Origin of the sequence: Guyparkeria sp. SCN-R1 (assembly GCF_003932495.1) — a bacterium.
Lineage (GTDB): Bacteria > Pseudomonadota > Gammaproteobacteria > Halothiobacillales > Halothiobacillaceae > Guyparkeria.
On record NZ_QZMT01000004.1, the window covers coordinates 197786 to 212792 of the forward strand.

Here is a 15007-nt window from a genome sequence, read left to right on the forward strand (position 1 = left end):
TTTTTTTGTTGGTGGTTGCGGACATGGCGGGACACCGCTGACTGATGGTTCATGATGAAAATCGCACTTGCAGGAACGGGATACGTGGGTCTGTCCAACGCCGTTTTGCTGGCGCAGCATGACTGAGGTGACAGCGGTTGATCTGATCCAGGAAGAGGTAGGGCTCATCAATGATCGGCAATCGCCGATCGACGATGCCGAAATCAGCGACTATCTCGCGAACAAGTCCCTGAACCTCAAGGCAGCGCTCGACCCCGAGGCGGCCTATCGAGATGCAGATTTCGTGATCATTGCCACCCCGACGGACTACGACCCCAAAACCAACACCTTCGATGCGCGTAGCGTAGAGGGGGTGATCGAGTCCGTGATGTCGATCAACCCGGGGGCCGTGATGGTGATCAAGTCCACGGTACCGGTGGGCTTTACGGCAGAGGCTTCACAGCGATTCGACGGGAAACCTGATTTTCTCGGCGGAGTTCCTGCGCGAAGGGCAACCTCTACCCCTCGCGTATTGTCATCGGGGGAGCGATCGGCGCGGGCGGAAACGTTTGCACGTCTACTGCAAGAAGGCGCGCTCCAGACGGATGTGCCCACGCTGTTTACGGAGAGCACCGAGGCGAAAGGCATCAAGGTTGTCGTCTACGAGCCGGTACTGGATGAGGCCGAATTCTTTGGGTCCGAGGTGATCAAAGACCTTGAGCTGTTCAAGCAGCGCAGTGATTTGATTCTGGCGAATCGCTTGACCCCGGATATCCACGATATTGCCGATAAGGTCTACACGCGGGATCTGTTTAACAGTGATGCATAGGGCGAAAGCGGTTGCCTGTGTGCGTGTGCCTCGACGGCCGTTTGTGGGTGTGACCGCAGTGCGTTGAATCGCCCTCGCTGCAACGACACGTTGGCGTTCGGGTGGAACCGTTCACCGACGGAATTCGTGCGTTGGCGTCGCGATAATCTGTGTGACCGATGCATCGGCTGGTCTCAATTCGACCAGCGACCGCTGGAAGCCACTGTCGCTGATCGTTCCTGGGTGCCGCTGGCACCCAGGGATGCGAACCGGGCAGCCTTGGTCCTTGTTAGGTACACCGCCAGGCGTTACGTCCTGACTTAACGTTTCCCGAGGCGCTCGCAGCACTACGTTCTGCGTTGGTCGAGCCTGTTCATTCGCCGCGCGCCTGTTCGTTCATCTCCCGCCGATATTTGTCGGCGAGCTCACGTTTTTCTGTCTCGGTGAGTACCTTGCCGGCTTGCTGAAACACCTGATGCTCTTCCTCCTCGAGGTGGTGAAGGACGATTTCGCGCAGCTTTTTGGCATGCATCAACCACGCTGGGGAGCTTGCTTCCGTGTTTTCGAGGGTTTCGAGGGCCTCATCGATCTCGTGATGTTCCGCGATGCTATGCCGAGCCTGCTCCTGCGTCAGATCAGCGTTCATCAACGGAACGTAGAAATATTTTTCCTCGGCATTTTCATGGTGCACCAGCGCGTCGCGTGTCTCACGAAGGAGCTTCTCTCGACGCTCGCTTTGGCCGTGGGTCGCCGTCAGCTGATCAAGCAGGTCTCGTTGGACATCGTGATCGCAGCGTAATGCTTCAAAGATATTCATCTGTCTCCTCCTCGCATTTTCCACGGATTGCGGTGTTTCACAGGGTTTTGACCATAGTCGCCTCTTATCCCAAAAAGCAATGTCACCTGTGTCCCCGGGATGACGACTCGCAATCCCAACATCCGCGCCAACTTGGTCTACCGTTGTGGTCACTGATTAAGACAGCAGGTATGCAGTATGCAATGGTGGCAAGGGCAATCCGTGAGAGCGTTTTGTGCTTCGCCTACGCGTCAGGGCTGTTACGTGATCAGACCGTTTCTGGCATTACTGGTTGCTATCTTCTTGGCTGGTTGTGATCTGCCGCGGGATATCGAGGGAACCGAAGATCGCGTGCGCGACGGGGTCTTGCGCGTCGGGGTGATTGATGGCGCCGCTCCTTAGGTAGCGTGGCACTCCGGGAAGCCGCGTGGCGTCGAGGTGCAATTGGTGCGTGAACTCGCCGAGCGAATCCAGAGTGATATCCAGTGGGTTTCCGGTTCGGATACCGAACTTTTTCGAGCGCTCGCGGCGTTCGAACTGGACTTGGTGATCGGAGGCATCGACCGCTCCTCTCCCTGGCGCAAGGAAGTGGCGTTTACTCGTCCTTACCACGTCAGCCGGATCATGGTGGGGTGGCCAACGGGGCGGTCTGCGACTCGTGAGCTCGATGCGATCCGCATTGCCGTGCAGCAACACACCTCGGCGGTGAGGAAGCTGGAGGATCGTGGTGCCGTGCCGGTCGCCTTGCGTGGGCAGCCCAGCGAGCCTTTGCCGGTTGCCGCCGAAGAATGGCAGATCAGCGCCTGGGGCCTCCGAGCTAGCCCGCCCGTGCTGGATACCCATAAGCGGGTATTTGCATTGCCGCCCGGCGAAAACGGTTGGCTGCAAACCGTACAGCGCTTCTTGTTCGAAAGGCGAGACGATGTGCCGGCGATGATTCGTTCTCAGTTGTCCGTTGCAAACCCGGAATCACGCATCCGACCATCATTGTCAGAGGTGGCCTCGCGATGAACACACTCACCAGCCGTGTCGAGCTTCCCCCTGAGCTGGAAAAGACGCTTCGTCGAGCGTATCTGCTGGAAGGCATTACCGTCATTTACGGCCTGACCGTGGTGGTGGTGATGTACCTGGCGATGGGGTCTAGCCAGGCGATGAAAGCGGCCTGGCTGGAGGACACGATCAGTCTTGTACCCGCGATCGTGGTCCTCGTCGGGCTGCACATGCGCAATCGTCCGCCCACCGAGAAATACCCCTACGGCTTTCATCGTGCCTTGGGGATCTCGTTCCAAGCCGCTTCGATAGCCCTTTGCGTGGTAGGGCTCTATGTCGTCTATGACTCCGGAACAAGCCTTCTCGCGCAGGAGCACCCGACAATCGGGACGCTCGAAGTTTTCGGACATGCCGTTTGGCTTGGCTGGTTGATGTTGCCGGCTCTCATGTACAGCGCACTCCCCGCGAGTGTGCTTGGTCGACTGAAGCTCGCACCCGCCCGCGCATTGCATAACAAGGCGATGATTGCCGATGCCGCCATGAACAAGGCGGACTGGATGACTTCCGCTGCGGCGGGGGTCGGCATACTGGGTATCGCGTACGGCTTCTGGTGGGCCGATAGCGTGGCGGCGCTGGTGATCGGTCTCGATGTGCTCAAGGATGGGGTGACGCATCTGAGAACCAGCGTCTTTGACCTGATGGATCGGCGACCTAACACCGTGGATGGAAAACCCTCTGACCTGCCGCGAATGGTTGAGGAACGGATTGCCGCGCTGCCGTGGGTGCGCCGGGTCGACGTGCGCATGCGCGAGGCGGGGCAGGTATTTTTCGGTGAGGCGTATGTCGAGCCTGTCGATGATCGCTCGCCGATCGAACGCACGGCCGAAGCGATCGAGTGCGCCAAGGCAGTCGATTGGCGGATGCACGACCTGACGGTGGAACTTGTGCGGTCGTGATCGTTTCCGATCAGTGAGGGTATGTCCGACTTCAGCTGGGCTGTCCCGGAACGGAGCGTAACGACCAAGCCACTCCGGAGGTGACACCATGACCAAGAATCACGGCAACAGCATCAAAGACGATGAGCAGTACGAAGCCTTGCGCGACGAAGGCATGAGCAAGGAAAAGGCGGCGCGCATTGCGAACACCGATCGCTCCAAGGCCGGCCGCCGGGGCGGCAAGAGTGAACGCTACGAAGACTGGAGCAAGGAATCCTTGTATGACAAGGCCCGGGAAGTGGGTATCGAGGGCCGGTCAACGATGAACAAAGGTGAACTGATCCGAGCCCTGAGGCGTTAGCGCAACCCCTCATTGGGCGGATGCGAATGAGGGTTCAGGCCTCGGTGCCGGTGGCCGGGTCGTCGAGGTTGAGCGTCAGATGCGCTTCGGGGATGCGATCAGCACCCCAGGTGCGGTGCACCATGGCGATCACTCGATCGAGTGAGTCCTGCGGCACGGAGGCGAGTTCGCCGTGCTCCAGCGGGTCGTAGTGGAAGATGTACAGGCGCGAGGCGAATTCCTCGAAGGGTAGGGAGGATTCGCCGAAGCGCTCGCCGTTGCCGGCGGTGCTTACCTGAACACCATCGCCCCAGTTCTGGCCGCTGTCGTTGTTGGGGTTGTAGAAGTACACCCGCATCTCTTCCTTGGGATCGAGCGTCACCCGCAGCAGGGTGATCGCGTGCCAGCCGATGAAGCGTGCGGCGCTGTCGGTCGCCGCGATGCCGATCGGCTGCGGGTGGATCAGCGGCTGGTTGCCGTTGTAGTAGGGGTGGTAGCTCGCGTAGAAGTGCCGCAGGAAATCCTCCAGCGCCTCGAGCTTCCCGGTGGCGACGTCCACGTTGATTCGAAAGCCCCGTCCGGACCACCAGCCGTGGAATTCCGGGTTGATCCAGCGGTGCGGGTCACCCTCGCGACCGATGCAACGGCGGCCCATCTCGGCGTAGATGCGGTCCAGATGCGGTACCACCAGCAGGGAAACCGGATCGAGGTCGATCGGCAGGGTGGTGGCAACACCGCTGAGCGAGGCCATCGAGGAGATCGGCTGGCCCTCGAAGTGGATGATGATCTCGTCGTCGCGCGCCGCCCAGGCCACCATCTGCAGCATGTAGTCGGGGTCGTTGTACGCCCACATCGACAGGGCGCGGGCCGACTGGCAGGTGGGGTTGTTGCCCTGGCCCACGCCCAGCGGTTGGCCCAGCATGCAGAGCACGCCCTCCAGCAGACGGGTGCGCGGCGGGACGGTCTCACCGAAGGCGATCGCGAGGCGTTCGCGTGACCAGGCCGACAGCGGCAGGCTCAGCTGTCGCCAGAGGGCCGGGGCCACCGGCGGCTGGTAGAGAATGCCGCGTTCGAGCATCAGGGCCAGCCCGTAGATGGCCTGGGCCGTCTCGGGAAACACCGACTGGTCGATCAGCGCGTGTACCAGCTCGCTGTAGCAGAGCAGGCAGTCCCGCCCGGTCGACGACAGCCCCATGGCCTCGGAAAGCAGATGATCGCCGTGATCGGTCAGGTGACGGAGCAGGGCCGCGTGGTAGGGCGAGACCAGACCGGTGTCGTGCATGGCGCGCGCGAAGCCGGTCGCCTCGTTCTGCCGTGCCACGGCATCCATGCTTTCCAGCCGCTCCTTGTAGACCGGCACACCGGGATCTTCGCGGCACGCCTGGGTCGGTCCGAACAGGCTGCTGACCAGGCGGTCGGCGCCCTGTCCGCTGCTGCCCAGGTCGATGTCCGGGCTGCCCTGGCAAATGGCGATCTGCGTGATCATCTGCTTGACCGGTTCGGTCTGGATCGGCCGCTGCTGCAGGATCCGCCAGATCTCGTCGATCAACTGGTCGACGATGTGCTCGTAACCGATCCGCTCGGCCAGGTGGCCGAGCAGGGCGCGTGACAGGAGGGCCAGACGCCCCTGGGTCTCACGCTCGGCCTCGCTGGGCGGCATGAACAACCGTTGCAGGTTGATCGCCAGTACCTGGGTCAGGTGATGGTGGGCATTCTCGGCCGACAGCCGCGGATGCGGATAGGCCTCGCGGGCCACCGCGAGCATGCGCAGGTCGCTCAGTGCCTCGATCACCACGGTATCCGCGTCCGCACTGCCCAGCGCATGGGCGGAGAGCGACGGGATCAGGATCTCGGGATAGGCCCAGTCCGAGCCGTTGAAGGTCCCGGCACTCTCGATGGCCTGAGCGCGTGCCTCGATGGCCGCCGGGCCTCCTTCCTGGAGCAGGACCCGCTTGGCCCCGTCCAGCACCCGGCGCAGCCGGGTGGGCTTGGAGAACTCGGGTGCGGAATCGAGGGCCTCGATCGCCTCGTCGAATCGTTGCAGGAGTCCGGGCAGCAGGGCCCCGGGCGCTTGTTCGTCGACTTCGCTGATCACTTGGGAACCTCTACACGAATCGATAGTGTCTCTGCGGGACCGTCCAGGGTCCAGATGCAAGGCGCGGTGTGCCGTGAATGGTCGTTGCCATTCGCAAGCGCCGCAACGCCGCAGATGGGCCCTTGGCGGCCCGCCCGGGCGGGGCTCGCGGGTTTGCCCGCACTCGTCGTTACTGGCCCTCGACGGGCAACGAGCCCGCCTTCGGCCCGGCGCCTTGATTGCGAACAAACCCGCGAGCCAGAGGCACCATCGATCCGTGCAGAGGTTCCCTCGCGCTCCTCGTGCCTGGGATATGGCGCGGGATTATACATAGAAGTCCAGATCCTCCTGGCGCTTGAGCAGGTCGCGCATCGTGTGCGGATCGTCGCCGAAGAAGTAGATCAAGCCCCAGTGCGTGCCGAACGCGGTGCGCTTGGTGACTGTCTCTTCCAGCGGCGGGGTCAGCTCATGCGACTCGAAGTAGGGGTGGTCCTCGGTCTCCGCCGGCATCTCCAGCTTGCTGACCACGCGCCGGCGCGGGTAGACACCGAAGCACCCGGCCACGCCTTTGGCATCCACGACTTCCTTGGGGAAGAACGCGGTGATCTCCTCCTCGGTGGTCTTGGGATCGAATGACAGGATCAGGCCCTGGTAGGCGTTGAAGCCGTAGGCGCGTTCCAGCAGCTCGAACACCTTGAAGCCCGGCGGGCGATAGGCCACCTCACCGAAGTACATCTCGCCGTCATTGGTGACGAAGTACTCCGGGTGGATGAAGCCGAACTCGATGTCGAAGGTCTTGATCAGCTTCTCGATCTGGGCGGTGATCTGCGGCCGGTACCGCTCAAGCTCCGGGGTGGCCGGCACGAACACCGAGTAGCCCAGCGTGACGTATTCGGAGATGTTGAGAAAGCGGATCTTGCCGTTGTGAATCCAGGCCTCGACCGCGAATTCCCAGCCATCGAGGTGGGACTCCATCAGCACCGGGAATTCCTCTTCCGGGATGGTATCGACCTCGTCGGGTGTACGGATCACGCGGTGACCCAGGCAGCCGGCCTTGTCGAAGGCCTTGAGGTGGATCGGGTCGTTGGGATCGCCGTCGAGCTTGAGCAGGGTCTGGTTGACCCGCTTGAGAAAGCGCACCACGTCTTCCTTGTCATGCGCCTCCTCGAAGATGCCCACGCGAATGCCGCCAAGCTGGGCGCGACGTTTCATCAATGCCTTGTCTCGCAGCAGCATCGACTGGCCGAACAGCTTGGGCTGGTCGAGCAGCACCGAGTTGATCGCCCCGGCCCATTCGACCGTTTCCTCGTAGAGCGGGATGGCCACGTCCACGCCCTTTTCCTGCAGGGTGTGCGCGATCTCCATTGAGCGATCGTTCAGCCGCTCGAAGTTCCACGGGATGTAAGGGATGTCGTGCTTCTTGCAGTATTCCTCGGCCCAGTCGGGTGCCACCACGACGTAGCGACGATCGAACGTTTCCGCGGCCTCGACGGCATTGAGCGACCAGCCCAGCAGCGCGACAAAACCTTTCTCGGGATTCTTCTCCATGGGGTACCTCTGATTCGGGCGAAATGGAATGTTGAGCCGACAACCGGCTTACCGGCACCTCCACCTGTGCCGCGCGAATCGGTAAAGCTGTGGCATAGAGCCTAGTCGACTGACGGTCGCTACGTGGTCGGGACGCCATGTGGATTCGGGAGGCATCTCGGCGTGGTAGCGATGCGATCGGCACCACTCTCGCCCCGAGGCGGGTCGAGACGGGTGGGATGATCGGGTCTAGCCTTGTGGTTCAACGCACCGCGCCGGAGGCCCCATGCCCCGTCTTGTTCGATTCGTTCCCGCCTGGGTTTGCTTCGTTGTCAGCCTCGGCGTGGTCCCGTCGACTGCCGTGGCCGACACCTATTGGGACAAGCTCAAGTGGCAGGTGCGCCCGCTGGTGCTGGTGGAGGGCGGTCCGGAGGCGGATGAATGGACCGAACGGCTGCGGGACGATCGCTGCGCACTGGCCGAGCGTCGCATTCACTGGCTGGTCATCGACGAGGAAGGTGCGGTGTGGCGCCGGTTCGACGGCGGCGAGGCGGCGGACTTCGAGTCGACGCGGCTGGATAAGAGTGCAGCAACCATCGTACGCGATCGGGTGGGCTGGTCCAGGGGCGATGACACGCGCCTGCTGTTGTTTGGCCTCGATGGGCAACGCAAGTACAGCGGTCGGCCCGATGCGCTGGAGACGATCTGGGCCCTGATCGATCGCATGCCAATGCGGCGCAAGGAACTGGCCCGCGATCCGGATGACTGCCAGGGCCCTTGATCGCGTCCGGCGTGGAGCCATACCCGCCTACCGGCCCACGATCAGAAAATTCGATCATCCGGATATTGATTTGGACGATGCGCCGCGCAAGTATGAGAGGAGAGGCTAATCGTTCGCCGGCTTCGTTTTGTCGGCTTTATCTAGGAAAACGCTGCACGATTCGATGACGTCTCTGCGGGACCTCCAAGGGCGCAGATTTTGTGAAGGGCCGTCCGCCCTTTACAAGGGCTGTAACGCCGCAGATGGGCTACCAGAACAACGTCTACGCTCTGATCCCGGTGTACGATTAGGGGAACGGCCTACGCGGGTTCGATGCCACTCTGGCCCGTTGGGCCCGAAGGGCGCGCGTGAGCCGGGCACCTGCCGCGTTACCGTTCTTGGAAAGGGAATGACCCTTCCGCGGCGAACGGGCGCCTTGCATCTGCCCGGCACACGACACGCAGAGCAGCATCGAACCCGCGCAGCCCGTTCCCAAGGCTGGCAAAAGCCGGATATGACCCGCCTTCAGGGCGGGTTTTTCGATGGAACGAGAGGGAATTGATCAATGACCGACGGCAAACCCACGATTGGCCTGGCGCTGGGCAGCGGAGCGGCCCGGGGCTGGGCGCATATTGGCGTGGTCAAGGCGCTGGAAGAGGCCGGCATCCGTCCGACGGTGGTCGCCGGCTGTTCCTTCGGTGCGCTGATCGGGGCTGGCTACGCCGGCGAATCCATGGACAAGCTCGAGGCCTGGGCGCGCAGCATCCGCTCCTGGGACGTGATGCGCCTGCTGGATGTCCGGCTGGGTGGCGGGCTGATCGAGGGTGACGATCTGATGCGCTCGCTGGCCAAGCAGGTCGAGCCGGTCGACATCGAGAAACTGCGGATACCGTTTGCCGCGGTGGCGACCGACCTCGAAGCCGGCCGCGAGGTGTGGTTGCGGGAGGGCAGCCTGATAGACGCCGTCCACGCCTCGATTGCCGTGCCGGGGCTGATGTCGCCGGTACGCAACGAGGGCCGGTGGCTGGTCGATGGCGGACTGACCGACCCGGTGCCGGTGTCGTTGTGTCGGGCGCTGGGCGCGGACGTCGTGATCGCCGTGAATCTCAACAGCGATCTGGTGGGTCGGCATGTGCGCGACATCCGCGGAGCGGCGCGGCACGATACCGACAACGAAAGCGGGCTGCGCAAGTGGGTCGACGGTCTGGACGAGCGCCTGCTCGATGGCCGGATTGGCAAGTGGCTGGAAGAACGTGAAAAGGCTGAGCCCACGCCGGGCATGCTCGACGTCATGGCTGGTGCGATCAACATCATGCAGGACCGCATCACCCGCAGCCGCATGGCCGGCGACCCGCCGGAACTGATGGTTTCACCGAAGCTGTCGCACATCGGCCTGCTCGAATTCGAGCGTGCCGACGAGGCAATCGAGAAAGGCTATGAAGCGGCGCGCCGGGCGCTTGACGATTCGGCCCTTATCGTCGAGATCGGCGACAAGAACCGGTCGTGATTGCCTATTGGCGGGTTAGTCTTCCAGCAATTCCTCGAAGCGGATATTGCCATCCGTGTCGCGCGTGAAGGCTTGGCCAAAGGCATTGTCGAAGATGCTCAGGAAGGCAGCCCAGGTGCCTCGTTCCGGATCGTTTAGGTTCCCCTCGATCGGGATGCGGAAGGCGAACTGGTCTTCCGGCTGGTTCTTGAAGACATCCATGAACACGGAGACGGCCGACTCCCACAGGGCGTTGATCGGGTTCTGGTCGCTCTCGCTCAGGTCGACCACCGAAATGTCGGTGGCCACCGTCTTGAGGTAGCCGGTCAGGCGCCCGTCCACCGCGGCGAGCTCTGAAAAGAGGCCGACAGTCCCGCTCTCGAAGTCGATCGCGGCAGCCGCCTTGGTGTAGTCGTTGAAAGCCGCCAGGGAGGCGCCCCGCAACGCCAGGTCGATGTCGAAATCGGGCGTCGACTTGACCACGTTCAACTTGCCCTCGACCGTCAACTCCCCGTCGCCAATCGAGTGGCCGGTGATGTTCAGGTCAGAGGGCAGGCTTGGATCGCCGCGCTCGACGTTACGCAGGTTTGTCACCCGGGCCTCGATGTCATCGATAAACAGATGCACGTTCGGCTCGGTGCTGTAATCGATATACGCCACCCGGCCGCCGTGAATGGTCAGCCGGTTGATATCGAACGGCGACCAGGCTTCCACCAAGCGTTGCCAACCTGCACCTTCGCCGCTTTGGGTCCGGGAGAAATTGAGGTCGGCGTCGTGGATGTCGATTTCAGCGACCACCGCGCCATCGAGCAGGGCGCTCCATTCCACCGACAGGTCAATGGTTTCCGCGGCGACGAAGGGTTCTTTCAGTCCGCCCTCCAACTTGTGGATCTCGAGCCCGTGAACGACGTAGGCGCCGCGCCATAGGTGGATGTCCACGTCCTCCAAGGATCCTGCATATCCGTCGAGGGCAGCAATCTGGGTATTCAGATAGTCGGTGACCCAGTAGGGCAGATAGGCGCGCCCTAAGATCAACAGCACCACGATCACCGCGATCAGGCCGAAGGCCACGCTTCTTTTCTTGATGCCCTTCATGGATTCCTCCCGGGAGTACGGGGCGGGTGCGCGTCTCCGGATCGTTTGCCGTCCGCGTCGTTTGCTTGAATTGGACAGGCGGGTCGACGATTCAGTTCGCTTACGGGAGCTTAGCTTTTCCGGCAGGTGCCGACAGGAAGCCGTGTCCCAAGGGAGGGATTACCAGATCAGGTCGTCGGGAACGGTGAATTCGGCATAGGCTGGATCGCGGATCTCGCCGCCGCTGGGCAGGGCCAGCAGATAGGCCGGGTCGCGCTGGGCGATTTTCTCGGCCGTGGTCGCCGAGACGATGTAGTAGCGCTTGTCCCACGTGGCCAGGCGCAGCTTGCGGGTCGCCAGTCCGCGCCGCAGGCGGGCGTTGACCGGCAGGCTCAGTATCCGTCCCTGATCGACGAAGTAGAACGGCTCGCCGTGGCTGGCGAGCTTCTCGGCATGGTCGAGAATCAGCTGGCGAACCTCGGCACGCTGGGCGCGGCGCTGCTCTTCCTCGCGCTGGCGGGCGCTGTTTTCGCGCGCCTGCTGGCGCTCGCGCTCGAGTTTCTCGGCGGCCGCCTTCTTGGCCGCTTCGATCTCGGCCGGTGGCTTGGTGTTCGCGTCCTTGTCGTGGCGATTGACGCGCCCCCAGGCCGACTTCTTCTGCTTGGGTTGCTTGCCACCCTTCTTGGCGAGGCCTGCCTTGAGTAGTTGATCCTGAAGCGATGCCTTGCTCATGAACCTGCCGTCTGTCGTGATTTAGGTCGAAGAGTTTATCAGTTCGACCGGGCGACCGACTCGGGCGTGGCGATGGGGCGCATGATCGATATCGCCGCGCGGCGGCCGCATCAAGCGCTAGTCATCGCAGATTTCCCTATGCCGATCGGGCAAAGCTGCTATGCTGCGCCAGCTCGGTCTGACCAGTCCTGCCGATTTCATTACTGATGATGTGCCCACGGCACGCCATCAACCCCGCGTTTTCCTTGCCGACTGGCGTGCGTCCCCTCCCGGGGCCGTGTGACGGGAAACGCCACGCCATTCGAGACGCCATTTTCGTCATGGCCTCCATGCGCTGAGCGTTCTCGTCCCCAAGGAAAATCATTTCTATGTTGTTTTCAGAACTGGGCCTTCGCCCGGAACTCCAGCGTGCCATCGAAGAGCGCGGCTACACCGAACCGACCCCCATCCAGGCCCAGGCCATCCCCGCCGTACTGTCCGGCAAGGACCTGCTCGCCGCGGCGCAGACCGGTACCGGCAAGACAGCCGGCTTTACCCTGCCGTTGCTCGAGCGCCTGATGGAGACGCACCCGGAAGGCGGCCACAAGGGTGGCAAGCGTCCGATTCGCGCACTGATCCTTACCCCGACACGTGAACTGGCCGCCCAGGTCGAGCAGAGCGTGCTCGATTACGGCCACCATTTGCCGCTCAAGTCGATGGTCATGTTCGGTGGCGTGGGCATCAATCCACAGATCGACAAGCTCAAGAAGGGTGTCGACATCCTCGTCGCCACGCCGGGCCGTCTGCTGGATCACCAGAACCAGCGCACCGTGGACCTTTCCCAGGTGGAAGTCCTGGTGCTGGACGAAGCCGACCGCATGCTCGACATGGGCTTCATCCACGACATCAAGAAGATCCTCAAGATCGTGCCGGAAGCGCGCCAGAACCTGCTGTTCTCCGCCACCTTCTCCGACGAGATCCGCACCCTGGCCGGCAAGCTGCTCGACAGCCCGGCCGAGATCTCCGTCACGCCGCGCAACACCACCGTCGAGGCGGTCAGCCAGTCGGTCTACGAGGTCGATCGCGACAAGAAGCGCGAGCTGCTCGCCGAACTGCTGATCGACCAGGACTGGCAGCAGGTGCTGGTGTTCACCCGCACCAAGCACGGCGCCAACCGCCTGGCCGAGTACCTGTCCAAGCGCGACATCCCAGCGATGGCCATCCACGGCAACAAGAGCCAGACGGCCCGCACCAAGGCGCTGGAGTCGTTCAAGAACGGCACCATCCGCGTGCTGGTCGCCACTGATATCGCCGCGCGTGGTATCGACATCGCCCAGTTGCCTTACGTGGTCAACTTCGAGCTGCCGAACGTCGCCGAGGACTACGTCCACCGCATCGGGCGCACCGGTCGCGCAGGCGAGTCCGGCGAGGCGATCTCGCTGGTCTGCATCGACGAGCACAAGCTGCTGGCCGGCATCGAGCGCCTGACCAAGCAGAAGTTCACCCGCCACGTCGTGCCCGGCTTCGAGCCGGACCCGAACGCCAAGCCCGAGCCGATCCCGAACGGCCGCAACAACGCCGGTGGTGGTCGCCGTGGTGGCGGTGGTCGTCCCGGTGGCGGCCAGGGTGGTCCGCGTGGTCGTGGTGGTCCCGGCGGCGGCCAGGGGCGTGGACCCGGTGGTGGCGGTCGCGGCCCGGGCGGTCGTCCCGGTGGCCGTGGTGCCCGCGGCGGCGGGGGCGGTGGTCGCAGCGGCAACCGCTAACCAGACCGCATTGGTCGTCGGCTGCGGCCGGTGATCGAGAATCGAGACGCCCGGCTACTCAGCCGGGCGTTGTTCGTTTGGGGCGCGCACTATGTGGCCGGGTGTGTAGCCCCTTATCGAATAACAGGCAAAGTAATTGGTATTGCCCGTCGGGTCGGCTACCGTCGGAAGGGAGAACCCAACCAATCCCTCAGGGATGCGAGGAGAAACCGATGACCAAGCGTGCCTTGCTGTTGGCCTGCCTGCTGCCGGCCATGGCCATTCCTATCGCCATGGCCAGTGATAACCGCCCCTGGGGCACGGCGGAACTGACCGAGAAGGACTACCAGCCCGACAAGGTCGTCTACGACGTGGCGGCCGCCGATGCCGAGGCGCTCAACAGCATCATTGGCCGGGTCAGTCACCTGAACAACGAATACGCCGGCGACGTCTTCGACGCCCATATCGTCGTGGTCCTGCATGGCGACGAGATCCCGCTGTTCACCGTTGAGAAATATCAGGAGAACAAGGAGCTGATGGAGCGGGCCCAGTCGCTTACCGTGGCCGGCAACATCGAGTACCGCATGTGCGCGGCCGCCGCGGCACTCCATGACGTCAAGCCCGAGGACGTACATGGGTTCGTCAACGTGGTGCCCATGGCCGATGCCGAGATCATCGAACTGCAGCACGAGGGCTATGCCTACATGAAGTGATCACGGCCTGATTAATCTGAAATCGGGTAAGGGGGCTGCTCCTTTCCAGAAACCGTCATGGGGTGGGAGGGGGCCTGTCTTCCAAGCCGATCGTGGCCCACTATTTCAAGCGGCTCGCGACTGTCAGGAGCCCGCGCGGCGCTTCATCCATGCATGGCAAATCAACCCATTCGCAAGGTGACTCCATGACTCCTCCCGGTATTTCTCCCGGTGTTTCCCAGAAACGCGCTGCCTTCCGTGAGTTGCACCAGTCGGGCTGCTTCGTGTTGCCGAATCCCTGGGATGCGGGTAGTGCCAGGATGCTGGCGGGGCTGGGATTCAAGGCGCTGGCCACAACCAGTTCAGGCTACGCCTGGTCGTGTGGCCGTGCCGATGGACAGCTCTCGCGTGCCGAGACCCTGGCCCACCTTCGCGCGATGGTTGACGCCACCGATCTGCCCGTCAACGCCGATTTCGAGAGCGGGTTCGCCGAGACCGCCGAGGGTGTTGCGGAAAGCGTGGGTTTGGCGGTGGAGACGGGGGGGGCGGCATTTCCATCGAAGATTCGACCGGGGATCGGAACCGGCCGTTGCGGTCAATCGACGATGCGGCTGAACGAATGAGGGCGGCGCGTGCCGCGATTGATGCGAACGGCGGTGACACGTTGCTGGTCGGGCGGGCGGAGAACTTCTTCGTCGGCCGCCCCGATCTCGATGACACCCTTGTACGCCTGCAAGCCTACGCGGATGCCGGGGCGGACTGCCTCTACGCCCCCGGCATAAAGACGCCTGACGAAATCCGTGCCGTCGTGTCCGCCGTCGCACCCAAGCCGGTAAATGTGCTGATCGGCTGGGACAGCAACTTGACCGTGCAGGAACTCGCCGACCTCGGCGTCAGGCGCATCAGCCTCGGCGGTGCATTGGCTCGTGCGGCTTGGGGTGGCTTTATGCAAGCGGCGCGCTCGATTGCCGAGCAGGGCCGGTTCGATGGATTGGGGAATGTGCCTTCCGGGGCGGAACTCAACTCGCTATTCGGCAAGTAACCCGCTTCGGATTGAAGCGGCGTGGTGGGTCGCCACTCGCGACCACCGCTG

Annotated in this window: 11 protein-coding genes and 3 pseudogenes; 9 read left to right on the forward strand and 5 right to left on the reverse strand. The window is 62.9% G+C overall.

Annotated elements, in window-relative coordinates:
• Positions 1-54 precede the first annotated feature (54 nt).
• Positions 55-808 (forward strand): annotated as a pseudogene (locus D5687_RS03850) (hypothetical protein).
• A gap of 352 nt (positions 809-1160) precedes the next feature.
• On the opposite strand, the gene D5687_RS03855 reads toward D5687_RS03850, so the two are convergent.
• Positions 1161-1604, reverse strand: coding sequence for a hemerythrin domain-containing protein (locus D5687_RS03855; protein WP_125198442.1), 444 nt, complete (start codon positions 1602-1604; stop codon positions 1161-1163).
• A gap of 405 nt (positions 1605-2009) precedes the next feature.
• Between D5687_RS03855 and D5687_RS03860 the strand changes: the two are divergent.
• The 3 genes and pseudogenes from D5687_RS03860 to D5687_RS03870 all read left to right on the forward strand — a co-directional run.
• A pseudogene (locus tag D5687_RS03860) lies at positions 2010-2594 on the forward strand (substrate-binding periplasmic protein); the annotation flags it as partial.
• Entirely contained in the window at positions 2591-3529 is a 939-nt protein-coding gene (locus D5687_RS03865) for a cation diffusion facilitator family transporter (RefSeq protein WP_125198444.1), read from the forward strand. The pseudogene D5687_RS03860 and the gene D5687_RS03865, both read left to right, overlap by 4 nt.
• 88 nt (positions 3530-3617) lie before the next feature.
• On the forward strand, positions 3618-3869 hold the full coding sequence (locus tag D5687_RS03870; protein WP_125198445.1) for a Rho termination factor N-terminal domain-containing protein: 252 nt from the start codon (positions 3618-3620) through the stop codon (positions 3867-3869).
• 34 nt (positions 3870-3903) lie between these two features.
• Here the strand turns inward: D5687_RS03870 and D5687_RS03875 are convergent, their stop codons facing one another.
• Both D5687_RS03875 and D5687_RS03880 read right to left on the reverse strand, forming a co-directional pair.
• Entirely contained in the window at positions 3904-5943 is a 2040-nt protein-coding gene (locus tag D5687_RS03875) for a hypothetical protein (RefSeq protein ID WP_204742127.1), read from the reverse strand.
• A 303-nt stretch (positions 5944-6246) separates the two neighbouring features.
• A complete protein-coding gene (locus tag D5687_RS03880; protein WP_125198446.1) occupies positions 6247-7470 on the reverse strand; it encodes an acetyl-CoA carboxylase biotin carboxylase subunit family protein in 1224 nt (407 codons plus the stop codon).
• A 265-nt stretch (positions 7471-7735) separates the two neighbouring features.
• Between D5687_RS03880 and D5687_RS03885 the strand changes: the two genes are divergently transcribed.
• Positions 7736-8230: a DUF4174 domain-containing protein gene (locus D5687_RS03885; RefSeq protein ID WP_125198447.1), complete on the forward strand. Its 495-nt coding sequence runs from the start codon at positions 7736-7738 to the stop codon at positions 8228-8230.
• Between the two features lie 544 nt (positions 8231-8774).
• The gene (gene rssA / locus D5687_RS03890) at positions 8775-9716 is read left to right on the forward strand and encodes a patatin-like phospholipase RssA (RefSeq protein WP_125198448.1); all 942 of its coding nucleotides are present in this window, start codon (positions 8775-8777) and stop codon (positions 9714-9716) included.
• Between the two features lie 15 nt (positions 9717-9731).
• Here rssA and D5687_RS03895 read toward each other — a convergent pair whose 3' ends face one another.
• Positions 9732-10790 carry a DUF748 domain-containing protein gene (locus tag D5687_RS03895; RefSeq protein ID WP_125198449.1) on the reverse strand — a complete coding sequence of 353 codons (1059 nt, stop codon included), beginning with the start codon at positions 10788-10790 and terminating at the stop codon, positions 9732-9734.
• 159 nt (positions 10791-10949) lie between these two features.
• Positions 10950-11501, reverse strand: coding sequence for a DUF2058 family protein (locus tag D5687_RS03900; protein ID WP_125198450.1), 552 nt, complete (start codon positions 11499-11501; stop codon positions 10950-10952).
• Between the two features lie 368 nt (positions 11502-11869).
• Between D5687_RS03900 and D5687_RS03905 the strand changes: the two genes are divergently transcribed.
• From D5687_RS03905 to D5687_RS11410, 3 genes and pseudogenes are all read left to right on the forward strand, one after another.
• On the forward strand, positions 11870-13243 hold the full coding sequence (locus D5687_RS03905; RefSeq protein WP_125198451.1) for a DEAD/DEAH box helicase: 1374 nt from the start codon (positions 11870-11872) through the stop codon (positions 13241-13243).
• A 212-nt stretch (positions 13244-13455) separates the two neighbouring features.
• A complete protein-coding gene (locus D5687_RS03910; protein WP_125198452.1) occupies positions 13456-13935 on the forward strand; it encodes a DsrE family protein in 480 nt (159 codons plus the stop codon).
• A 185-nt stretch (positions 13936-14120) separates the two neighbouring features.
• Positions 14121-14956 (forward strand): annotated as a pseudogene (locus tag D5687_RS11410) (oxaloacetate decarboxylase).
• Positions 14957-15007 lie beyond the last annotated feature (51 nt).

What these genes read in the sequence shown, in the direction of transcription:
- D5687_RS03870 (WP_125198445.1), top strand. Translation starts at nt 3,618, where the DNA reads ATGACCAAGAATCACGGCAACAGCATCAAAGACGATGAGCAGTACGAA.
- D5687_RS03885 (WP_125198447.1), top strand. Translation starts at nt 7,736, where the DNA reads ATGCCCCGTCTTGTTCGATTCGTTCCCGCCTGGGTTTGCTTCGTTGTC.
- D5687_RS03900 (WP_125198450.1), bottom strand. Translation starts at nt 11,501, where the DNA reads ATGAGCAAGGCATCGCTTCAGGATCAACTACTCAAGGCAGGCCTCGCC.
- D5687_RS03865 (WP_125198444.1), top strand. Translation starts at nt 2,591, where the DNA reads ATGAACACACTCACCAGCCGTGTCGAGCTTCCCCCTGAGCTGGAAAAG.
- D5687_RS03880 (WP_125198446.1), bottom strand. Translation starts at nt 7,470, where the DNA reads ATGGAGAAGAATCCCGAGAAAGGTTTTGTCGCGCTGCTGGGCTGGTCG.
- D5687_RS03910 (WP_125198452.1), top strand. Translation starts at nt 13,456, where the DNA reads ATGACCAAGCGTGCCTTGCTGTTGGCCTGCCTGCTGCCGGCCATGGCC.
- D5687_RS03895 (WP_125198449.1), bottom strand. Translation starts at nt 10,790, where the DNA reads ATGAAGGGCATCAAGAAAAGAAGCGTGGCCTTCGGCCTGATCGCGGTG.
- D5687_RS03855 (WP_125198442.1), bottom strand. Translation starts at nt 1,604, where the DNA reads ATGAATATCTTTGAAGCATTACGCTGCGATCACGATGTCCAACGAGAC.
- D5687_RS03905 (WP_125198451.1), top strand. Translation starts at nt 11,870, where the DNA reads ATGTTGTTTTCAGAACTGGGCCTTCGCCCGGAACTCCAGCGTGCCATC.
- rssA (WP_125198448.1), top strand. Translation starts at nt 8,775, where the DNA reads ATGACCGACGGCAAACCCACGATTGGCCTGGCGCTGGGCAGCGGAGCG.